This is a genomic window from Rhodococcus sp. DT1 (assembly GCF_049844875.1).
Taxonomy (GTDB): domain Bacteria; phylum Actinomycetota; class Actinomycetes; order Mycobacteriales; family Mycobacteriaceae; genus Rhodococcus.
In genome coordinates this window covers 473,278-492,529 of the sequence record NZ_JBNCLW010000001.1, presented here as the reverse complement: position 1 = coordinate 492,529, position 19,252 = coordinate 473,278, and the positions used below count along the sequence as shown (strand labels likewise).

23 protein-coding genes are annotated in these 19,252 nt (G+C 66.0%); 11 read left to right on the top strand and 12 right to left on the bottom strand.

Annotation, left to right across the window (positions count from 1 at the left end):
- Positions 1–121: 121 nt before the first annotated feature.
- Positions 122–1,036 carry a KPN_02809 family neutral zinc metallopeptidase gene (ypfJ, locus tag ACLQ3J_RS02305; RefSeq protein WP_240952456.1) on the top strand — a complete coding sequence of 305 codons (915 nt, stop codon included), beginning with the start codon at positions 122–124 and terminating at the stop codon, positions 1,034–1,036.
- On the opposite strand, the gene ACLQ3J_RS02300 is transcribed toward ypfJ, so the two are convergent.
- On the bottom strand, positions 994–1,347 hold the full coding sequence (locus ACLQ3J_RS02300; protein ID WP_296550800.1) for a protease inhibitor I42 family protein: 354 nt from the start codon (positions 1,345–1,347) through the stop codon (positions 994–996). The genes ypfJ and ACLQ3J_RS02300 overlap by 43 nt on opposite strands.
- A 106-nt stretch (positions 1,348–1,453) precedes the next feature.
- Here ACLQ3J_RS02300 and ACLQ3J_RS02295 point away from each other — a divergent pair, with 106 nt between their 5' ends.
- The 3 genes from ACLQ3J_RS02295 (at position 1,454) to ACLQ3J_RS02285 (ending at position 3,856) form a co-directional block, all read left to right on the top strand.
- Positions 1,454–1,939, top strand: coding sequence for a hypothetical protein (locus ACLQ3J_RS02295; protein WP_378527821.1), 486 nt, complete (start codon positions 1,454–1,456; stop codon positions 1,937–1,939).
- Between the two features lie 208 nt (positions 1,940–2,147).
- Positions 2,148–2,672 (top strand): DinB family protein, encoded by a 525-nt coding sequence (locus ACLQ3J_RS02290; protein WP_296550802.1) that lies wholly within the window; start codon positions 2,148–2,150, stop codon positions 2,670–2,672.
- 35 nt (positions 2,673–2,707) lie between these two features.
- Positions 2,708–3,856, top strand: a complete 1,149-nt coding sequence (locus tag ACLQ3J_RS02285; RefSeq protein ID WP_425902042.1) for a DUF6670 family protein — start codon at positions 2,708–2,710, stop codon at positions 3,854–3,856.
- Here the strand turns inward: ACLQ3J_RS02285 and ACLQ3J_RS02280 are convergent.
- The 3 genes from ACLQ3J_RS02280 to ACLQ3J_RS02270 form a co-directional block, all read right to left on the bottom strand.
- Positions 3,753–4,232 (bottom strand): universal stress protein, encoded by a 480-nt coding sequence (locus tag ACLQ3J_RS02280; protein ID WP_169621775.1) that lies wholly within the window; start codon positions 4,230–4,232, stop codon positions 3,753–3,755. The genes ACLQ3J_RS02285 and ACLQ3J_RS02280 overlap by 104 nt on opposite strands.
- A 90-nt stretch (positions 4,233–4,322) precedes the next feature.
- On the bottom strand, positions 4,323–4,733 hold the full coding sequence (locus ACLQ3J_RS02275) for a hypothetical protein (RefSeq protein ID WP_169621774.1): 411 nt from the start codon (positions 4,731–4,733) through the stop codon (positions 4,323–4,325).
- Positions 4,734–4,840: 107 nt separating this feature from the next.
- Positions 4,841–5,332 (bottom strand): hypothetical protein, encoded by a 492-nt coding sequence (locus ACLQ3J_RS02270; protein WP_367113048.1) that lies wholly within the window; start codon positions 5,330–5,332, stop codon positions 4,841–4,843.
- 149 nt (positions 5,333–5,481) lie between these two features.
- On the opposite strand from ACLQ3J_RS02270, the gene ACLQ3J_RS02265 reads away from it, so the two are divergent.
- Entirely contained in the window at positions 5,482–5,736 is a 255-nt protein-coding gene (locus ACLQ3J_RS02265; RefSeq protein ID WP_169621773.1) for a hypothetical protein, read from the top strand.
- Positions 5,737–6,111: 375 nt separating this feature from the next.
- On the opposite strand, the gene ACLQ3J_RS02260 is transcribed toward ACLQ3J_RS02265, so the two are convergent.
- Positions 6,112–7,569 (bottom strand): SulP family inorganic anion transporter, encoded by a 1,458-nt coding sequence (locus ACLQ3J_RS02260; RefSeq protein ID WP_169652169.1) that lies wholly within the window; start codon positions 7,567–7,569, stop codon positions 6,112–6,114.
- A 334-nt stretch (positions 7,570–7,903) separates the two neighbouring features.
- On the opposite strand from ACLQ3J_RS02260, the gene ACLQ3J_RS02255 reads away from it, so the two are divergent.
- The 4 genes from ACLQ3J_RS02255 (at position 7,904) to ACLQ3J_RS02240 (ending at position 11,261) form a co-directional block, all read left to right on the top strand.
- Positions 7,904–8,044, top strand: coding sequence for a hypothetical protein (locus tag ACLQ3J_RS02255; RefSeq protein WP_169652170.1), 141 nt, complete (start codon positions 7,904–7,906; stop codon positions 8,042–8,044).
- A 296-nt stretch (positions 8,045–8,340) separates the two neighbouring features.
- Positions 8,341–9,720 (top strand): hemolysin family protein, encoded by a 1,380-nt coding sequence (locus tag ACLQ3J_RS02250; protein ID WP_425902041.1) that lies wholly within the window; start codon positions 8,341–8,343, stop codon positions 9,718–9,720.
- Positions 9,717–10,727, top strand: a complete 1,011-nt coding sequence (locus ACLQ3J_RS02245) for a hemolysin family protein (protein WP_425902040.1) — start codon at positions 9,717–9,719, stop codon at positions 10,725–10,727. Before ACLQ3J_RS02250 ends, ACLQ3J_RS02245 begins: the two co-directional genes overlap by 4 nt.
- 255 nt (positions 10,728–10,982) lie before the next feature.
- Positions 10,983–11,261, top strand: a complete 279-nt coding sequence (locus ACLQ3J_RS02240) for a hypothetical protein (protein ID WP_169621768.1) — start codon at positions 10,983–10,985, stop codon at positions 11,259–11,261.
- A gap of 65 nt (positions 11,262–11,326) precedes the next feature.
- On the opposite strand, the gene ACLQ3J_RS02235 is transcribed toward ACLQ3J_RS02240, so the two are convergent.
- From ACLQ3J_RS02235 to ACLQ3J_RS02220, 4 genes are all read right to left on the bottom strand, one after another.
- Positions 11,327–13,204 (bottom strand): SEC-C metal-binding domain-containing protein, encoded by a 1,878-nt coding sequence (locus tag ACLQ3J_RS02235; RefSeq protein WP_425902039.1) that lies wholly within the window; start codon positions 13,202–13,204, stop codon positions 11,327–11,329.
- A gap of 93 nt (positions 13,205–13,297) precedes the next feature.
- Complete coding sequence (locus tag ACLQ3J_RS02230) at positions 13,298–14,092, bottom strand: pirin family protein (RefSeq protein WP_425902037.1); 795 nt, start codon at positions 14,090–14,092, stop codon at positions 13,298–13,300.
- Positions 14,089–15,117 (bottom strand): pirin family protein, encoded by a 1,029-nt coding sequence (locus ACLQ3J_RS02225; RefSeq protein ID WP_296549488.1) that lies wholly within the window; start codon positions 15,115–15,117, stop codon positions 14,089–14,091. The genes ACLQ3J_RS02230 and ACLQ3J_RS02225 overlap by 4 nt, the downstream gene beginning before the upstream one ends.
- A 55-nt stretch (positions 15,118–15,172) precedes the next feature.
- The gene (locus tag ACLQ3J_RS02220) at positions 15,173–15,679 is read right to left on the bottom strand and encodes a VOC family protein (RefSeq protein ID WP_169621764.1); all 507 of its coding nucleotides are present in this window, start codon (positions 15,677–15,679) and stop codon (positions 15,173–15,175) included.
- 112 nt (positions 15,680–15,791) lie between these two features.
- On the opposite strand from ACLQ3J_RS02220, the gene ACLQ3J_RS02215 reads away from it, so the two are divergent.
- Positions 15,792–16,259 carry a MarR family winged helix-turn-helix transcriptional regulator gene (locus ACLQ3J_RS02215; protein WP_169621763.1) on the top strand — a complete coding sequence of 156 codons (468 nt, stop codon included), beginning with the start codon at positions 15,792–15,794 and terminating at the stop codon, positions 16,257–16,259.
- A gap of 67 nt (positions 16,260–16,326) precedes the next feature.
- Complete coding sequence (locus tag ACLQ3J_RS02210; protein WP_425902035.1) at positions 16,327–16,767, top strand: acyl-CoA thioesterase; 441 nt, start codon at positions 16,327–16,329, stop codon at positions 16,765–16,767.
- 15 nt (positions 16,768–16,782) lie between these two features.
- On the opposite strand, the gene ACLQ3J_RS02205 is transcribed toward ACLQ3J_RS02210, so the two are convergent.
- The 3 genes from ACLQ3J_RS02205 to ACLQ3J_RS02195 all read right to left on the bottom strand — a co-directional run bounded on the left by ACLQ3J_RS02205 (position 16,783) and on the right by ACLQ3J_RS02195 (position 19,188).
- The gene (locus ACLQ3J_RS02205; protein WP_169652177.1) at positions 16,783–17,511 is read right to left on the bottom strand and encodes a GNAT family N-acetyltransferase; all 729 of its coding nucleotides are present in this window, start codon (positions 17,509–17,511) and stop codon (positions 16,783–16,785) included.
- A 49-nt stretch (positions 17,512–17,560) separates the two neighbouring features.
- Positions 17,561–17,935: a VOC family protein gene (locus ACLQ3J_RS02200; protein WP_425902034.1), complete on the bottom strand. Its 375-nt coding sequence runs from the start codon at positions 17,933–17,935 to the stop codon at positions 17,561–17,563.
- Positions 17,936–18,156: 221 nt separating this feature from the next.
- Positions 18,157–19,188 (bottom strand): Rv2578c family radical SAM protein, encoded by a 1,032-nt coding sequence (locus ACLQ3J_RS02195; protein WP_296549490.1) that lies wholly within the window; start codon positions 19,186–19,188, stop codon positions 18,157–18,159.
- Positions 19,189–19,252 lie beyond the last annotated feature (64 nt).

The window sequence follows — 19,252 nt, the reverse complement described above, 5'->3', positions numbered from 1 at the left end:
CAGCGACGGGTTCGTCGGGTGTAATCCTACGAAAGACAAGAACAGGGCGGGCACACGCATGCCGAATCGCCTCGTGACAAGCTTGTGCGACTTCTGGGCACTGCGACGAGAGAGCGATGCGATGACCTTCAACGAGGGCGCACGGATGAACCCGGGCCGAGTCCGTACCGGGGGCGGCGGACGCGGCGGCAAGATCGCGCTCGGCGGCGGCACCGGCGGCATCCTGATCCTGATCCTCGCGCTGCTGTTCGGTGGAGATCCCGGGTCGCTGCTCGGCTCCGGCGACCCCGGCGAGTCCACCGGGTACGGGGCAGGCGGCACCGTCGAAGGATGCGAGACGGGCGCCGACTTCAACGCGAAGGTCGACTGCCGCATCGTGGGCACGGTGGGGAGCCTCGATCTCGTGTGGGATGAGAATCTCGCTCAGCAGACCGGAGTGCCGTACGTGCAACCCGAGGTCGTGCTCTTCGCCGGCGCGACCTCGACAGGCTGCGGCAATGCCACCAGCGATATCGGCCCCTTCTACTGCCCGGCCGATGAGACGGCATATTTCGACACCAGTTTCTTCGACGACCTCGTCACCCGCTTCGGCGCCAGTGCCGGACCACTCGCGCAGGAGTACGTGGTCGCACACGAAGTCGGGCATCACATCCAGAACCAGCTCGGTGACCTCGGACGTGCGCAGGCAGACCCGCGCGGGCCGGAGTCCGGTGCGGTGCGCACCGAATTGCAGGCCGACTGCTACGCAGGGGTATGGGCGTACTACGCGGACACGATGCCGGATCCGAACACCGGGCAGCCGTTCCTGTCGCCGCTCAGCGACACCGACATCCGCGACGCCCTGTCGGCGGCGTCGGCTGTGGGTGACGATCGGATCCAGTCCGCCGCGTCGGGTCGCGTCAACCCCGAAGCGTGGACCCACGGTTCGTCGGAGCAGCGCCAGAAATGGTTCCTCGCCGGTTACCGCACCGGACAGGTCGACGCGTGCGACACCTACTCGGCGCGCGACTTGGATTCTCCGGACGCGCTGCGCTGACCGGAGACGCCGTTGCGCACCGTCACCGTCATCTGTGCGCGATCGGCGTCGAGGTCGGCCAGCCGCCGCATGCGCAGCGACACCGGCCAGCGCCCGGGACGCCGTGCCTTGAGGTAGAAGATCCGGTCGATCGACGCCCCGGGAAACGGATTTTCGGAGGGCACGCACCGGACGTCGTGCAGCACCAGCCCCGCACCCACCCGGTTGGTGAACCAGCAGTAGTCGCGGGAAGTGTTCTCCTTCAAGTGCAGTTCGACCATGTCCCCGACATCGACGGTCACATCGTGCGGGCCGGTGCTGATGTGCTTCATGATCTCAGCGTACGAGGTCCTTGTGACGCAGACCACTGTTCTCGCGAGTACCACCGGTTCCGGAACCGGATGTGTGGCAACGCACTCTCGCGGGCACCCGACCGAGATGAACGACGAATCACTCGGCATCACACGTACGGACGCGGAGGTCGGCGGGTATCTGCTCGCCCTCGCGGACGGCAAGGCCTACAACGAACTGACCGAGGCCGTCGGCGCGCTCATCTCGAGCACCGATTCGCACCCGCCTCCCTACAACGGCGTCTACCGGTGGGTCGTCAGCAGCATCGCGGACGTTCTGGTGAGCAAGCTCGGACCGGGACTACGCGGCGACGAGGGTGTCGCTCTCACGATCCGCACCACGGGAGGCGCAGAGGTCGACCTCAGCAGCCTCGAAGAACCTGAATCGAGCGTCATGAAGGCCGTCGCCGACGTGCTCGCCGGTGGCGCTTCCGAAGCGCGTGTGAAACTGGGTCCCGTCGGATTGGGCATGGACTGGATGAGCCGTCTCGAGATGCTCGTCGAAGCGGTGCTGTGGCTCGACAAGCTTCTCGACGCCCCCGCCACGAGCACACCCGACACCCTTCCCTGGTGATCCCCCATCACAGGACTTTCCGGATCCGGTCTGTGATCGGCGCGCACGGACGTGCCTGAGCGAGACCGGCAATCGTGTGCCCGGCGACCGAACCGGCGGTCCGCGCCCTGGGAAAATCCCCGGGATGGACTTCGCCGCTTCGGTCGCCGGCCTCTCTTTCGCGGGTCGGGTGCTGCGCCACGGACCGCGGCCACCCTACGATGAGCCGATGTCCTCGCCCCGACTCGATGTGCTGCGCTGGCAGTTCGACCTCACCTGGTCGCTGTTCGAACTGCACCTCGGACAGTTGCAACCCGGCGACTTCCTGTGGGAACCCGCGCCGCTGTGCTGGTCGGTGCGCCGCGGCGACGACGGCGAATGGGTATCGGACTTCGACGAATCCGAGCCCGACCCCGCGCCGGTACCGACGATCGGCTGGCTCACCTGGCACCTGGGCTGGTGGTGGTCGGTGACGATCGACCATGCCCGTGGCCGGACTCCCCGCGAGCGCACCGAGATCCGGTGGCCGGGCGACGGTGCGTCGGCGATCGCTTGGCTGCGTGGCCTGCGCGACGAGTGGACGGCCCTGTTGGACACCCTCGGTGACGCCGATCTCGACGCCCCCGCGCCGTTCCCGTGGCCGGACGACCCCGACAAGACCGTCGCCCACATGATCGCGTGGGTGGACGCCGAGTTGATGAAGAACGTCGCAGAAATCGGCCAGTTGCGGTTGCTGCGAGCCGCAGTGTCCTGACGCTGCCCGTTCATCCACGTGGCAGTATCCCGGCCATGCATCGCATCGCGTCCACCGGTATCCGGAGCATTCTGCGCTCTGCACTCCGCATCGCCGATTCGGCCGAATCATCGGACGGACAACCCTTCTCGGAACCGGAAATCCTCCTGCCGCGTCTGCGGTCCCGCCGGTACGGATGGACACATTTCGGAGTCATGATTCCGGATCTTCCGGAGCCGCACCGGTTCTTCTCGATGATGTCCCTGGTGGGCGCGACGGGATCCGTCGCATTCGACAACGACGACGCGATCGCCGGGAGTCCTCGCCGCAACGCGGCGCTGGTGGCCGGGACCGCGGCGTCCCATCCCGCGCACTTCGGCAACTATGCATTCGGCGACACCTTCGTTGCCGAACCGGACGGCTCACTCGTCCGGTTCGGTGACGACCTGACGCTGACCGGCAGCTACCCGGAGTACCGGCTTGCCGGTCGACTCGGCGGCGTCGATATCGCTTTGCGCCTCACCAATACCGACAAGGTGTCGTGGTTCTTCCGCAACCCGGTCTACAAGCACTTCGGGCTACTGACCGAGTACGACGGGACGATCACCCATCGCGGGACCACCGCGGAGGTGAACGGGTTGTGTTCCTTCGAATACGGGGCCTGCCCCAGCCCGTATCTCTTGCGCGACCGTCCACTACCCGCGGCACTCAAGGCACCGCTCGACTACTTCGTGTACCAGATCGTCAATCTCGATGCCGACAACCAGATCCTGCTGAGCCGGTACTCCCTCGGCGGAGTCCCGTTCATGACCACCGCGCTGCACCGGTCCCGCGACAGGTACGGCACCCGTTTCGAGAACGTCTCGTTCGAGGTGGTGCGACTGCGTGACTCACCCGAACCGACGCCGTACGGAGTCCCGATGCAGGTACCGGCCGAGACCCGATTCGTCGTCGTGGACGCCGACGGACACGCGTGGCTGGATCTGCACGCGACCATGGATACCGAGTTCACGTTCGGTCTCGGCAGCGGATTCGTCACCGGGTTCGCATACAGGGCGGTGTGGCGAGGAGCCGAGGTCTCCGGACGAGGTTATTTCGAGTTCATCGATCGGCGGTCGCCGGATCGACGGGCTCTTCCAGGCCGCGGGCGCCTCGCCGAATCACCAGTACGGGACACGCCGCATGTTCGGCGACATACGAACTGACCGAACCGAGTAGCAGTCCGGCGAATCCCCCGTGTCCCCTGCTGCCCACCACGACCATGGTTGCGTCGTGGCTCGCCTCGGTCAGGACCTGAGCCGGATTCCCTTTGGCGACGCGCTCGCGTAGACCCGGTGGACGGTTCTCTCCGAACGCATCGGTCAGAGCCGTCCCGAGCACGCTCGCCGCGTCCACGTCGGGGCGGTAGTCCTCGGGATACGCCACGAATCCGTAGGTGTTCGGAAGCTCCCACGCAGTTACGGCGTCGATGCCCGCGCCGAGGCCGGACGCGAGTCGCGCTGCCCATCGGAGAGCATTGATCGACGATTCGGACCCGTCGACTCCCACCACCACTCGCGGAGACTCGTTGCTCGAGGTCATCGTGCGGCTGCCCTTCGTCGCGGTCCTTCGACCGTAATCGAATGCCGTACGCGACCGCAGGCGAACGCATCCGCCTGGTGCAGGCGTGCGTCAGATGCCGGGGATGAACCCCGGATAGACGTAATGGCTGTTTCCTCCGCCCGGCATGGAACTGCCGGTCACGCTGGGTATGTTCGCGGGCAATTTCACGAGCTTGTGCGGGTTTCCGTGCTCGTCGGCCTGCCAGCAGTCGTACGTCACGCCGTGGAATGCGGTGCACACGATTCGCGTGGAGGTCCCGAAAGGCGACGTGAGCCGCTCCCGTGCGTCGAGCGGATTCCAGTAGCCCGGGTCGGTCGGGGTGAGGAAGTTCTTCGTCTCGAACGGCACGAACGGCGTGGGATAATCGGGCATCGGCGGCCATTCGTCGGCGGCAGCGGTCCCCGCCGCGCCCAGGGCGACGGCTACAGCACATCCCACTGCGAGAACACCTCGGGCGACGTATCGCGATACGGAAGTCATCGGATCTCCGTTACTGTCGCTGCCCGCTCGTCCGCCGGCAGTTTCGGAAACTGTAGACCGGCGCGGCGGCGATGCGGCCGCGTTTCCGCCATTGGGTCGGATGGTTGTTATCCGTCACTATTCCCGGACCCGCCATTGTTTCCGGATCTGCTCCGGGTCAGCACCAGTCCCGTTCCGACGATGCCGATCACACTGATCGCCAGCGCGACCGACGGCCATCCTTCGGATTGCCAGTACACGTCTTCGAGAGTGATCAGCAGTGCCGCCTCGTCGACGATGAGAGCGAGCGCCACCCCCAACGCGAGACCCATCCACGCTCGCGCTTTCGGAGTCCGGTCGACCAGGCCGAAGATCGCAACACCTGCCAGCAGGACGATCCCCCACAGATAGTGGTGCAGGTGCACTCCGCCTGCGCTCACGTCACCGAGGTTGCTGGTGTCGACCTGAATCAGCCACGTCACGAGTCGGGCGCCACCGAACGTCAGAGTGAAAGCGACCCAAGCCAGCACAACACCCCGACGCGAGGGATCGATCTGCTTCCACCGCCGAGGAACCCTGCGTTGTGCTTCAGCACAGTCCGACGATCGCGTCTCTGTCATCAATCAGTTGTATCGCAGCCGATCGGGTCGACTCACGTCAGGTTTCCCACCGATCCAGCGTGGGCGTTCCGGCGCCGGGTCGCCGATTCAGGGCGTGCGTTGCCGGGTACGCAGCGACGAGTACCCGCCCATCGAATCAGGAGGACGATGTGTCAACCCATCTGACGGCCGATGATCTGCGCGACCTGCTCAGCTCGTCGTCTCCGGACCCCGTGCTGGTTCTCGAGGAGGGCCGGTTCCACGTCGTGGACGCCGCCGACACCGACGAGCGCCGTCGAGCATTCGTCGTCGTCACGGGAGAGGAACTGCGGCAGCAGTTGCCGCAGGACCGAGAGCACACCGAGACCGACCTCGAACTGGTGGCGAGCACCCTGGAGGCGACGGTCGCACATCTCGGGGGATGACCCGGACGACCGGTTCCCACCGACGACGGAACGGCGAGGGCCCGTGGGTCGAACCCACGGGCCCTCGCTGCGCTCTACGAGCCCGCTACAGACCGGCAGCCTCAGCCGAACCGGAGAAGAAGTTCAGGGCCTCGAAGAGGTTCGCGGCGGCGCTGAAGAAATCTGCCAGGAAGGCCAAATCGATCACGGTGCTTCTCCTATCAGGCGGTGTACATCGGTCGTATCAGTGACGTCTGCCACTGGCATCCCATTGTTACCGCATTCCGTCGCTTCCGCAGCCTGGGGGGCGAGATCGACTCGGGGCGAAGGTTATTGCGGGGATTGTCCGGTTTTCGGAGTCGGTGACGTGCCCCGCGTACTCCGACAACGATCGGGTCAGTCGAGATTTCCCGACAGGCGCTCGAGGCGCTCCATGCTCACGCCGTCGAGTCCGACGATCTCCACTCGCTTCCCCTTCTCCGCGTACTTGTGCTGTACGGAATCGAACGTCGCCACGGTCGAGGCGTCCCATACCTCCGCATCGGTGAGATCGATGACCACGTGCTCGGGATCGCCCGCATAGTCGAAGCGGTACACCAGGTCGTTGCTCGACGCCCAGAACAGCTCGCCGGACACCCGGTAGGTGCGACTGCCTTCCCCCTCGTCGACCGTCTCCACCCGGGTCATGTGCGCGACGCGCCGAGCGAACGCGACCATCGCCGTGAGCACACCCGAAACCACTCCGATCGCGAGATTGTCGGTGACCAGTGTCGCGCCGACCGTCACCAGCATCACCACGGTTTCGCTCCGGGGCATCAAGCGCAACGTCCGCGGTGCGATGCTGTGCCAGTCGAGGGTGGTCACCGCGATCACGAGCATCACCGCCACGAGCGCAGCCATCGGGATGGCCCCGACCACGTCGCCGACCGTCACACACAACAGGAGCAGGAACAAGCCGGCCAGGAACGTCGAGATCCGGGTCCGCGCGCGTCCCTCCTTGACGTTGATCATGGTCTGGCCGATCATCGCGCAGCCGCCCATGCCACCGAAGAGCGCACCCGCCCAGTTCGCAACACCCTGGCCCCACGCTTCGCGGGTCTTGTCGGAACGACTGTCGGTGATCTCGTCGACGAGCTTCGCCGTCATCAGTGATTCCATGAGTCCGACCAGCGCCAGGCCCACCGCATACGGGGCGATGATCGCGAGGGTGTCCATGGTGAAGGGGACGTCGGGAATCATCCACGTGGGAAAGCCCCCGGGCAGCTCGCCCTGATCGGCGACGTCGGGCACGTCGATACCGAAGAGGACGACCACACCGGTGAGTGCGACGATCGCGATGAGCGCGGCCGGCACTGCGGTCGTGAGTTTCGGGATGACCACGATCATGACGATCCCCGCCGCGACCAGCGGATACACGAGCCACGGCACCCCGAACAGATGTCGCAGTTGCGCCGCGAAGATGAGGATCGCCAGGGCATTGACGAAGCCGATCATCACCGATCGTGGGATGAATCGCATGAGTTTCGCGACTCCGGCGACGGCGAGCACGATCTGCAGCGCACCGGCGAGCCAGACGGCCGCGATCAGATAGTCGAGTCCGTGCGAGGCGACGAGGGGTGCGATCACCAATGCAGTCGCACCGGCCGCGGCGGACACCATCGCCGGCCGACCGCCGACGAACGCGATGGTCATCGCCATGATGCAGGACGTGTAGAGCGCGACCTTCGGGTCGACTCCGGCGATCACCGCAAAGGAAACGACTTCGGGGATCAACGCCAGCGACGTCACCAAACCGGCAAGAACCTCGGTCGTGAGTCGTCGAGGCGAGCGGAGAGTGTCGGACACGGTGTGCACCGGAAGATTCTAGGCGCGGCGCGTCCGGACGCCGTGTCGCGTCGCCGTAGCCGACATCGACATATAGGGTGTGATGCAGCGCACGGTCGTAGCCCGCACCACGCAGCCCGATGAACACCCGTGCTCCACAAGCACATCCGAGCGGACTCGATCGTCATCGCGCCTGATCGTCCAGCGCACGTGATCGTCAGCGGGCCCGATCGTCACAGGACCCCGCACGTTCTACCCGCCCCGGCGACCCTCACCGCCGAGAACGCTTCCGTCGCCCCGAGTTCCGAAGAACCCTGTTCCGAAAACCCCGTTCCCGAAAGCCCGAGTCCGAAAGAAGGACGGCATGAGCCACGACAGCGAGTTCACCGGTCCGCTCTTCCTGCAGCCGAGCAACCCGAACGACGAGACAGTGCCCGAATCGGTGCCCCAGAGCCCGCCTCCCGCCGCGCCCGAGTACGAAGGGTTGTTCTCGTCGCGCCCCTGACATCGTCACGTAAATCACACGTCCGCAGGTGCGGTCGCCCCACGCTTCGCGACAATGCGTGCCCCAGGCTGCACGACGATGCGTGCCCCACGGGGAGACGACGACTGCACCTGTGTGCCGACGATCGCACTTCCGGCGCACGGGGAACTTTGCGGCAGGCATATCCGTCTTATCCTGTGAAGACCCTTTGTCCGCGAGTTACCAGAGAGAGCCATGAGTCGCGCCAAGCGCAAACCTCGAAGACCCATCCCGCCCAACAGTGACGACCCCCCTGTCACCGAGCCCCGGATCCTCCCGTGTTGACCGCCCTCGGAATCGCGTTCGGAATCGCCGTCGTTCTGGCCATTACCGCCGTGACCGGCTACTTCGTAGCCCAGGAATTCGCCTACATGGCCGTAGACCGGTCGCGTTTGAAAGCCCGCGCAGAAAGCGGCGACACCTCCGCCGCACGCGCCCTGTCCGTCACACGACGCACCTCCTTCATGCTCTCCGGCGCACAGCTCGGAATCACCGTCACCGGCCTTCTCGTCGGTTACGTCGCAGAGCCCCTCATCGGTAGCGGGCTCGGAGAAGCATTCGGCGGACTAGGAATCCCCACCGCAGTCGGTGTGGTGTTCGGCACAGTACTTGCCGTCCTTTTCTCGACAGTCATCCAGATGGTCTTCGGCGAACTCGTCCCGAAGAACCTCGCCATCGCACGGCCGGAACCGGTCGCACTGTGGCTGGCACTGTCGACGACGATCTACCTGAGGCTGTTCGGCTGGCTGATCCGGCTGTTCGACGCTTCGTCCAACCTGCTTCTGCGAGCACTGCGAATCGAACCCGTCCACGACGTAGAGCATTCCGCGACACCCCGCGACCTCGAGCACATCGTCGCCGAGTCCCGCAACGCGGGCGAACTCCCGAAGGAACTCTCGACGCTTCTCGACCGCATCCTCGACTTCCCCACCCGCACTGCAGAACACTCCATGATCCCGCGCGCACATGTGGACGTCGTGGACCTCGACGAACCGGTGAGCGACATCCTCGCGAAGATGAGCACCGGGCACACGCGGTACCCCGTGGTCGGTACCTCGTCCGATGACCTGCGCGGCGTCGTACATCTGCACGATCTTCTCGACGCCGGTGTCCAGGCAGGTACAGCCGCATCGGTGTGCCGTCCACCGGTCATCGTCCCCGCGACATTGCCGTTGCCGGACGTGCTGACCGAACTGACCGCGGCAAACGATGAGATGGCGCTGGTGATCGACGAATACGGCGGTTTCGCCGGTGTGGTCACGATCGAGGACATTGCCGAGGAACTCGTCGGTGAGATCGCCGACGAGCACGACCCGGCGGCATCGGCCGAGGTCATCGTGCGAGACGGTGACGGTTGGCTGATTCGGGGCGACGCCCACCTCGACGAGGTGAGCCGCACCCTCGAACACGAACTGCCCGAAGGTGATTACGAGACACTCGCCGGCTTGGTCATCACCGAATTCGGTGGCCTGCCCGAAATCGGAGACACCGTCGAGATCCCACTCGATCCTGATCCCGCGGACCTCGTCCACGAGGAACGGCCACCACGTCGAATGCTCGTCGCGGAGGTCCGCGACATCGACAAGCATGTGCCGGCCTCGCTCCGCGTGACCGTCGAGAACCGTGACCGTCGAGGACAAGGAGGCGGCACGCGATGAGTAATCCCTGGGTTGTCGTGGTCGTCACGGTCGGATTGATCGCGGCGAGCGCGTTTTTCGTTGCCGTGGAGTTCGCTCTGATCGCCGCGCGCCGCCATCGGCTCGAAGACGCGGCACCTGACAGCCGGTCCGCACGCGCGGCCCTGCGCAGCGCGTCGGAACTGTCGGTGTTGCTCGCGGGATCTCAGCTGGGCATCACGGTGTGCACGCTCGCGCTCGGTGCGACGACCAAGCCCGCCGTGCACCACTGGCTCACTCCCCTGTTCGGGGCGTGGGGAGCGCCGTTGTGGCTGGCCGATGTCGCCGGGTTCATCCTCGCGCTGATCGTCGTGACGTTCTTGCACCTCGTCGTCGGAGAAATGGCGCCGAAGTCCTGGGCCATCGCGCATCCCGAGAAGTCGGCGACGATGCTCGCGATTCCGATGCGCGGCTTCATGTGGCTGACCCGGCCGATCATCGTCCAGCTGAACCACCTGGCGAACTGGTGCCTCCGCAAGGTCGGTGTCGATGCGGTCGACCAGGTCAGCACCGGCCAGGATCCGGATGCGCTGCGGCATCTCGTGGAGCATTCCGCGACTGTCGGCACGCTCGACGAGAGGTACCACGGGCACCTGACCAGCGCGCTCGAACTCGAGGCACTGACCCTCGCCGACATCGTTACTCCCCATCCGCCGAGCAGCGTGCGGCCGGAGGCCACTGCGCCGGAGATCCAGGAAACGGCCCGTCGCACGGGTCACCTGAGACTGCTGGTGCGCGGCAACGGCCATGTCGACGGAGTCGTGCACGTACGGGACAGCCTGCGTGCGGACGCCGACGTCACCGCTGCGGATCTGATGCGGCCGGCGTTGACCCTCGACATGTCGGTGCCTGTATACGAGGCGTTGCGCACCATGCGGGAAACTCGCAATCATTTGGCGACGGTCACAGAAGACGGTCGGGTGGTCGGCTTGATCACCCTCGCCGACGTCCTCGCCAGGTTGCTCCCGACGGCGGCGGCGCCCGCCTGACGAGCACACGCGCTCGAGCCCGAACACAACCAGGGGCCACCCCGCCGGTACATCCGGCGCGGTGGCCCCGCGGTTTTTCGCATACCCCGCCACCTGGCCTTTCCCCACCGATCGAGCGCGACACGCCGTACCGGCGAGTAGGGCTGCGTGTCTGTCATAGTTTTCACGTGGACACGGTGTGTGCGTAACGTCACTTTTCGATCACAGTCCAGGCCGCACCACTCTGAGGTACAGCACAAGACAGGGGCTCGACACATGCAGACATCCCAGCGACGCCTGTTGTTCGTGGGTTATCCCGATGCTTCGGAGATATCCCAATGGGCGGCGGTGCGTGCAATCGCGGTTCAACAAGGCTGGCAGACGACCCGGACCTATACGCCGGGCCACATCGCTTGTGCCGTCGTGTCCGAGAACGTGCTCGACGGCGTGTGCTCGCCGACCGAGGCAACACTCATGCAGAAACTCCATGCCGACGACGTCCGGTGCGCGAGCGCACTCGACGCCGTCAGCGATCTGTTCGCCTCCGCAACGTAGCTGCCGCCGACTCTCGGTAGCTCGAAGACCCTGTCACTCGGACGTCCTGTCGCTCGGACGTCCTGTCACTCGGACGTCAAGGCCCGGATGAGGTCGGAAGGAGCCGGTTCGGGACGCTCGAGAATATCGAGTACGAACTCGCGACGCTGCTCGGGCACGACGTGCACGCCGCCGTAGTTGTGTAGTTCCGAGTCCACCGGCAGGAGCCGGAGCGCGACCGTGGCACCGTCGAGGACGGCGGAGACCGTGCGGTCCCGGACGTCGGACACGGTGCCGGTCCGCACGTTCCGGACGGTGAGTCCTTCTCCCGGATCGGTCGCCTCGACCACGAACCCGTCGAGGGACGCTCCCCTCCATCGCAGTGCGAGCTCACCTTCGTCGACCGGGAGCAGCGCCGACCAGTTGTCGACGAACTCGTCGAACGCCCCCGCATCGAACAGCGCGACATCGGCGACGAGCCGATCCACCGAGGACTCGCCCACGTGTGTCCCCGCTGCGACGTCGAGTTCCGCACGCACTCCGGTCCACCGCGGTTCGTCGAGGACCACGCTCGCCTTCGCATACAGCCACACCGCACGGTCGCTCAGTGATGCGTCGGATCGTCCCAGATGGCACACCTTGTACTTGCGTCCCGATCCGCACCAGCACCTGTCGTTGCGCCCCAGCTCCGGATGTTCGACCGGCTCGAAACGACGAAGGAACGGATACATGCCGTGGGATGTGCCCCCGGTGGCCCGTTCGAGCAGGCGAAGACCGCGTGCCGCATCACCTCGCATCGCAGCGATCGTGGCGAGGTCTTCGAGCGCAGGTTCCCAGTCCGGGCTCTCTGCCAGGGCGAGCTGGTAGCGGTGTTCGGCCTCGTCCACGTCACCGCCCACCTGGGCGGCCCGGCCGGCGATCCAGAGGGCACTCGCACGCGTCCGGCGCGGTCCTCGCCGCAGCACCTGTTCGGCGGCCGCGGCCACCACCACCGGATCGAACCCGAGCCGCCCGAGCGCTTCGTCCACGCACACCCGGGCAACACGCGCGTCGGCGAGACCCGCGAAGTCGTCGGGCTCCGCGAAATGCGAGTCGAGGGTGGTGGTGCTGTCGCTGCCGACGGCAAGCGATCCCGCAAGGGCGAGGAATGCCATGGCGCCCCGTGCGGACCGGGTGTCGAGATCGAAGGCACGGGAGAAGGAGTCGGTGGCTACTTCGACCAGGTATCCGCCTGTCGGTGCCGAAGTGACGGTGCCGGACCGCACCAGCCGGAATCCGTCCCGCACGAGTCCGGCCCCCTCGAGTTGCTCGCTCAGGGGCAGGCACGCGTCCCGGGCCAGATCCTTGTCGTCGGCGAGGGCGACGAACAGATCGGTGTCGGGGTACAGCGCGTCCTCAGGGTCCGACAACCGGGCGGCGCGATCGGCCAGCCACCCGCCCAGACTCCCGCGACCGGCATTCTGGTCGGGATACAGGTCGACGACGAGTTCCCCACCGACGCAGGTCACCGCGATCAGGTCACCGAGAGTGGTGTCGGAGAGAAAGCCTTCCGGGAAGAGCAACACCCCGAGACGGGCCCAGGCCACGCCCGGCAACCCCCGTGCTTCGAACGATTCCTCGCCCGGCATCACGACACGCATCGCCGGGTCCGCGCTCGGCAGGCAGACCGGGATCATCACGTCGAACAGTTCTATCGCGTCTGCCGAGATCTCCCCGGCCGTGAGGCGGTGCGTCCAGATGCGTCCCTCGAGCAGGTTGCGCGGCAAGACGAACCGGCCGTCGCTCAAGTGCATGATTCGCGGGTCGTCGAACGCGTCGCCCAGTTCGAGGGCTGTTTCGAGCGTGCAGACGTCGCCGAAACCACGATCCGACAGCGCCGCGGCCATTTCGTCGACGGTGAGCGGCCATCGTTCGTCGAGTATCGCGACGGCAGCGGCGACAGGGTCGGTTGACGGTTCGTTCACCACACGATCCTACGGCCCCGTCTCGGACGATCGACGTCCTCTGCTGTGGCGGTGTGCCCGTCTCGTGGCGACTCGGGAAAGCCGCCACCCCGGTCATGCTGCGGGGCTGCCGAGGGCCGCGTGCATTTCCCACACGATGATTTCGGCACCGGACCGGGTGGTCACGTGCTGCCCTCCCCCACCGCTGATGCGCACGGCGTCGCCGGCTGCCAGCGGACCGACACCTTCGAGCGCCGCTTCACCGCGGGCGACGAAGACATGCAGGTACGGTGCGTCCGGCAGTCCGATCGGCTGCCCGGGCCGGACCCGGGACACGTGCATCGCCGCGTACTTGTTCTTGATGCGGATCGCGGAATGGTCGGCGTACTTCGTCATGCCGGACGCCACCGGTACGAGACCCCCGGACAGCAGTTCGTGGTCGATCTCGAGTTGTTCGTAACCGGGAGTGATGCCCGCTTCGTCGGGCAGCACCCACATCTGGACGAAGTGCACCGGATTGTCGTGCCGGTCGGCGTGAATGCCGCTCGCCCCGTCGAAACGCCACGCATCGTTCTTCTCGGAGTGGAGGATTCCTGTCCCCGCACTCATCCGCTGAGCCAAGCCCGGGTAGAGCACACCGGAGTGCCCGGCCGAGTCCTGGTGGACCAGCGACCCTTCCAGGACCCAGGTGACGATCTCCATGTCCTGGTGCGGATGCGTGTCGAATCCCTGTCCGGCCGAGACGATGTCGTCGTTGTTGACCATCAGCACCCCGTGGTGGGTGTTGGCGGGATCGTAGTGGTGCCCGAACGAAAACGAATGACGCGAATCGAGCCACCCGATCGTGGTCTTGTCGCGCTCGTCCGCGCGCCGAACGTCGAGCCGGATGTCGTGGGCTGCGGTACTCATCGGTTCTCTTCCCGGGGTCGGTAGTGCGCGTCTGCGGTCGGCGGGTTGCGACGCGGTCGGATACGAGCGTGGGGCAACTGCGGAGCAGGCAGGCGCGCCACCTCGCCCGCGTAGCCGTCCACCCGGCCGAAGCGGTCGGATTCCCGTTCCCATTCTTCGCGGAAGGCGGCGATCTCGTCGTGGTCTCGACCGACGAAATTCCACCACATCACGATCTCTTCGCCGAACGGGGTTCCGCCCAGCAGCACCAGGCGCGCGGGGCTGTCGCCGGGGTTCACCACCCACAGCGAGGACACGCCGGTTCCGACATAGCCGAGCACACCGCGGGACAACCGCGTGTCGAACAACTCGACAGCTCCGGTGTCGACCAGCAGTCCGTGTTCGAACGCGGGATCGATCTCGACCGTGACGCTCGCGCCTGGTTCGACGACGATCTCGGCACCGAGCAGCGGCGTGAACGTGGTGACGGGCGAGGACGACCCGGCCAGGGTCCCGAGAAACACCCGCGCCCTCCCGCCGCCGAGATCGATGGCCGGCGGGACGTAGTGCTGGAAGTCGCGGGCAGCATCCCGGGCACCGTCCGGCAGCGCCACCCACAGTTGCACGCCGTGCAGCGTGGTCGTGCCGGCCGTCGATACTTCCGAGTGGCAGATGCCGTGCCCGCCGGTCATGAGATTGACCTCCCCGGGACGGACGAGTGCGTGCACACCGTGACTGTCACGGTGCTCTATTTCCCCGGTGAACAGCCACGACACGGTCTGCAAGCCGGTGTGCGGATGGGGTGCGACATCCATGCCGCCGGTCGCGGCCACATCGTCGGGACCGTAGTGGTCGACGAAGCACCATGCGCCGATGAGTGAGCGCTGCCGCTGCGGCAGAGTGCGGCGCACGGGCATGGCTCGTGGACCACCGAGAGGCACGTCGCGCGCGCTGATGATCTCCACGCGTGGGTGCCGCGCGGCGCCGACCGCACGATCCTCGGTGCAACACCGGATCTCGGTGGGATCTGCCTCTGTGTTGCTCATGGATTCGGTGCCTCCGATCGAGGGACGGACGTAGGGATCGCGGGAGCGGATCGGGTCAGAGCACGTCGGATCCGTACATCTCGCCGAGTGGATCGGCGATCAGTTCGAGTCGTGCTCCGTCGGGGTCCCGGAAGTAGAGCGACACCTCGTTGTGTTCGAGCAGGTCCACACCCGCGTCGACCAGCTTGTCTCGCAGGCGATTCCATCGCACGGGTTCCACACTGATCGCGACGTGGTGCAGCCCCCCGAGGACCTCGCGATACGGCCCGAGGTCGAGGCCGGGAAAGTCGAAGAACGCCAGGAGATTCCGGTTTCCGATGTCGAAGAAGAAATGCGAGGATCCGGCGTAGTCGCGGTTCTCGATCACCTCGGTGAGCGGAAACTCGAGCAACCCCTGATAGAACTCGACGGTGCGTTCCACATCGCTGCTCACGAGCGCCGTGTGGTGAAGTCCCCGCGCCGAGGACGCCGGGCGGGTAGCCGGGGGCGCCAGATATCGGGCGCGGATCCGCTCGCGCTGCTGCTCGAACCGGTCGGCCGAGCCGGTGCGGTCGTCGGTCATCGCGGCCTCCTCCGTCCACCGGCGATCGTACGCCGGACCGATGTAGTTGATTGCTCAACCAGAGTCGCACACGGTTCGTTGCACAGTCAACTACTTCGGATATAGTGCACATATGGCGACGACGTGGCTGGACGACGAGGAACAAGCATTGTGGCGGTCCTACCTGGACGTCACTCGCATGCTGTTCAAAGAACTCGACAAGCAACTTCTCCGCGACGCCGGAATCTCCTCCGCCGACTTCGAAATCCTGGTGCTCCTGTCCGAAGCACCCGACAGGCGCATGCGCATGAGCGATCTCGCGGAGGCGAGCACGACCACCCGCAGCGGAATCACGCGGGCGATCGCACGGATGGAGAAAGCCGGGTGGGTCAGCCGAGTGGAATGCGAGTCCGACAAACGCGGCGCCTGGGCCGAGTTGACGGACAAGGGTTCGTCGACCCTCACGGACGCGAGTCCGGAGCACGTCGCCACAGTGCGGGCTGCGATGTTCGACGTACTCGATCCGCAGGAGGTGGCCGTGATGGGTGAGGCGTTCGCGAAGGTGCGCACTCGTCTGGCCGAACGGCGCCGACTCGCCTGACACCCCGTCGCCGCGGGCCGCTAGGTTGTGTAGCGCCACAGACTCGACACCCGAAGGCGGTTCCCCGATGCGCCACGACCCGCGCCGCACCTCGCTCGATCTCTATCCCATCCAGCGAACGATCACGACGCTGTTCAGCGACACCGACTCGCTCGGGCACATCAACAACATTTCGATCGCGCGCTACTTCGAACAAGCCCGGGTCATGATCATGGAAGCGATCGCGCCGGCACACGGAAGCCCACTGTTCGAGCGTGCAGTACTCGCGCGGGTGGAGATCGACTATCTTTCCGAGGTCTTCTATCCCCACGAGGTCGTCATCGCGACAGGGATACTGCGCGTCGGCACGTCCTCGCTCACGGTGGGCTCGGCGCTGTTCCAGCAGGGCCGGTGCGTCGCCCTGGCCGATTCGATCGATGTGAGCACCGCACTCGGTGGCGGCCCGCGCCCGATCACCGACGACGCACGTGCCGTCCTCGACAAGTTCCTGCTCGACCTCCCCGCCTGAACGGACTGCCGAGCCTCAACTCCCGTGGTGTGCGGCGAGCGGGTCCGCCCACTGCACGACCGGACCTTCCACCGCGTTTCTCAGCGCCGACGTCTCGGGATCGTCACCGATCGTGCCCTCGTTCGCCAGCAGGTTCTTCTCCAGGAAGCACCGGACCGGCGCGGCATCGAGACCGTCGCCGCGCCGGGACCGATCGTCGATGGCGAACGCCAAAAGCAGGAGATGCGGCACCCGCACGTCCTCCGGCCGCAACCGCGGCTGGAAGTAGGGCACGTCGAGCACGCGTGCCCCCTCGTTCACGTAGAACGCGAGCCTCCGGCCCGGATCCCCGAACCCTCTGTCGCGGTGATGGCGCGGATCTTCCGCTTCTCCGAGGATGAGCAGCGGATCGTATCGCCGTAGCCACTCTTGCCTCACGGCCCGGAGCACCGCCCGGCCTATCCCACCGCCGCGGCGCCCCGGGTGCGTTGCGAGATACACCGTCAAGAGCACTCTGCATTCCGGAAACCACTGTCCGACAGCGCCCCCCACGACAAATCCGTCGTCGCTGACAGCTACGGAGGCGCACATCGTCCCCGCAGGGTCGGCAAGGGCGGCAGCGAGCGCATCGGGTGAGAGCAGTTCCTCGTCCGGAAACGACGGCGTGAGAACATCGTCGTAGAACTCGTCGAGCATGTCTGCCGGAAGATCCCCGATATCGACGATCCTGATCGGGAGCCCACCCGCCACATTCGCTTCGGTCATCACACTCTCCGTTTCGGACAGATCGCCGACTCGACATCCTCCCCCGACGTTACAGATACGGACGGGTTATCAGCTCGATGGCGTGCCCGGACGGGTCGAAAAAATACACCCCTCGCCCACCGTGCCCGGAGTTGCATTCACCCGGCCGGGTCATCTGCGGATCGGCCCAGTGGTCGATGCGGCCCGCGGTCAGTCGCGCGTAGGCACGGTCGAACAGGTCGTCGTCGACGAGAAAGGCATAGTGCTGCATCTGGATGTCCACCGGCGGTTCCGCGAACTGCAGCAGAACGCCGTCGTCGAGCACGAGGTTCGTGAACACACCCCAGGACGGGGCTTCCCCGAGTTCGAGCAGTTCGCGGAAGAAGTCGGCCGATCGGTTCCGATCCCTCGACGCAATGATGGTGTGGTTGAACGTAGCCGGCATGAAGAGACCTCGCTTTCTGTTCGTGGAGTAGTGGCTGCGGTACTCACGAAAGCGAGGCGGTCCTCGAACTGTGGTGTCACGACGCCGTGTCGGCGCCTGTGCGGAGATCAGAACTCCACCGGATCACCAATCCGTGTGTGGCATGATGCCGGCCCGGTGTTCACCGGCCCGAGGCTACACCGCAATGCTCCGGCGGACAACGCTTTCCGGCCGGGAGAAAGTCAGAACAGGGTCGGCGCGACGACCGTGCCGGCGTCTTCCCTACCCCGCTCGGAAGACACCGGCGGAATCTCCCGATGCTCGAGTTTCCGGCCGCCGAGTCCGTAACGCTCGACCAGTGGGGCAACCCGGTCGTCGAGCCAGCGCGAGTATTCCGGAGACACGTAGGCACCGCGCCCGTAGAGCGCGCGATAACGCCGCATCAGCGCAGGATGTTCCTGCCCGAGCCACGACAGGAACCATCCGCGGGTGGCACCGCGAAGATGCATCGGGATCACCGTCGTGGAGGACGCGCCGGCAGCGGCGAGGGCTGCGAAGAGTTCGTCGAGGTGGCGGCTCGAATCCGTGAGGAACGGGATGACCGGAGCAACCATCACGTGACACGACAACCCGGTGTCGGTGATGGCGCGAATCATGTCCAGACGCGCCCTGGGCGACGGGGTGCCCGGCTCGATCTGCTGCTGCAGGTCGTGGTCGCCGATCGGCAGAGACACCGCGAGCCGGACATCGACCTGCCGGGCAGCGAGTGTCAGCAACGGCAGGTCGCGGCGCAGGAGGGTGCCCTTGGTGAGTATCGAGAAGGGTGTGCCGGATTCGGCGAGGGCACGAATGATCCCGGGCATGAGCCGGTATCGCCCCTCCGCCCGCTGATAGGGATCGGTGTTGGTGCCGAGTGCGACGTGCTCGCGGGTCCACGACCGGCGCGCGAGTTCCCGTCGCAGCACAGCGGCCACGTTGGTCTTGACGACCAGCTGACTGTCGAAGTCGTGGCCGGCGTCGAGATCGAGATACTCGTGCGTGGGCCGGGCGAAACAGTACCGGCACGCATGGCTGCACCCTCGGAAGGTGTTGACCGTGTACCGGAAGGGCAGTTTCGATGCCTCGGGGGTCTTGTTGAGCGCGCTCTTGCAGAGCACCTCGTGGAACGTGATTCCTTCGAACTCGGGGGTCTGCACGCTGCGTACGAGACCCGCCCGATCCAGTCCGGGCAGGGCTCCGTCGTCCGCATCCACTGTCTGAGCCGCCCACCGCATACAGACAGTCGAACATGTGTGCGATGACCTGTCAATCGGCAATCCACGACGAGATGGGTCGCCC

Bases quoted from the DNA above. Each gene is read 5' to 3' on its own strand.
- ypfJ (WP_240952456.1), top strand. From the start codon at position 122: ATGACCTTCAACGAGGGCGCACGGATGAACCCGGGCCGAGTCCGTACC.
- ACLQ3J_RS02300 (WP_296550800.1), bottom strand. From the start codon at position 1,347: ATGAAGCACATCAGCACCGGCCCGCACGATGTGACCGTCGATGTCGGG.
- ACLQ3J_RS02295 (WP_378527821.1), top strand. From the start codon at position 1,454: ATGAACGACGAATCACTCGGCATCACACGTACGGACGCGGAGGTCGGC.
- ACLQ3J_RS02290 (WP_296550802.1), top strand. From the start codon at position 2,148: ATGTCCTCGCCCCGACTCGATGTGCTGCGCTGGCAGTTCGACCTCACC.
- ACLQ3J_RS02285 (WP_425902042.1), top strand. From the start codon at position 2,708: ATGCATCGCATCGCGTCCACCGGTATCCGGAGCATTCTGCGCTCTGCA.
- ACLQ3J_RS02280 (WP_169621775.1), bottom strand. From the start codon at position 4,232: ATGACCTCGAGCAACGAGTCTCCGCGAGTGGTGGTGGGAGTCGACGGG.
- ACLQ3J_RS02275 (WP_169621774.1), bottom strand. From the start codon at position 4,733: ATGACTTCCGTATCGCGATACGTCGCCCGAGGTGTTCTCGCAGTGGGA.
- ACLQ3J_RS02270 (WP_367113048.1), bottom strand. From the start codon at position 5,332: ATGACAGAGACGCGATCGTCGGACTGTGCTGAAGCACAACGCAGGGTT.
- ACLQ3J_RS02255 (WP_169652170.1), top strand. From the start codon at position 7,904: ATGAGCCACGACAGCGAGTTCACCGGTCCGCTCTTCCTGCAGCCGAGC.
- ACLQ3J_RS02245 (WP_425902040.1), top strand. From the start codon at position 9,717: ATGAGTAATCCCTGGGTTGTCGTGGTCGTCACGGTCGGATTGATCGCG.
- ACLQ3J_RS02240 (WP_169621768.1), top strand. From the start codon at position 10,983: ATGCAGACATCCCAGCGACGCCTGTTGTTCGTGGGTTATCCCGATGCT.
- ACLQ3J_RS02230 (WP_425902037.1), bottom strand. From the start codon at position 14,092: ATGAGTACCGCAGCCCACGACATCCGGCTCGACGTTCGGCGCGCGGAC.
- ACLQ3J_RS02225 (WP_296549488.1), bottom strand. From the start codon at position 15,117: ATGAGCAACACAGAGGCAGATCCCACCGAGATCCGGTGTTGCACCGAG.
- ACLQ3J_RS02220 (WP_169621764.1), bottom strand. From the start codon at position 15,679: ATGACCGACGACCGCACCGGCTCGGCCGACCGGTTCGAGCAGCAGCGC.
- ACLQ3J_RS02215 (WP_169621763.1), top strand. From the start codon at position 15,792: ATGGCGACGACGTGGCTGGACGACGAGGAACAAGCATTGTGGCGGTCC.
- ACLQ3J_RS02210 (WP_425902035.1), top strand. From the start codon at position 16,327: ATGCGCCACGACCCGCGCCGCACCTCGCTCGATCTCTATCCCATCCAG.
- ACLQ3J_RS02205 (WP_169652177.1), bottom strand. From the start codon at position 17,511: ATGACCGAAGCGAATGTGGCGGGTGGGCTCCCGATCAGGATCGTCGAT.
- ACLQ3J_RS02200 (WP_425902034.1), bottom strand. From the start codon at position 17,935: ATGCCGGCTACGTTCAACCACACCATCATTGCGTCGAGGGATCGGAAC.
- ACLQ3J_RS02195 (WP_296549490.1), bottom strand. From the start codon at position 19,188: ATGCGGTGGGCGGCTCAGACAGTGGATGCGGACGACGGAGCCCTGCCC.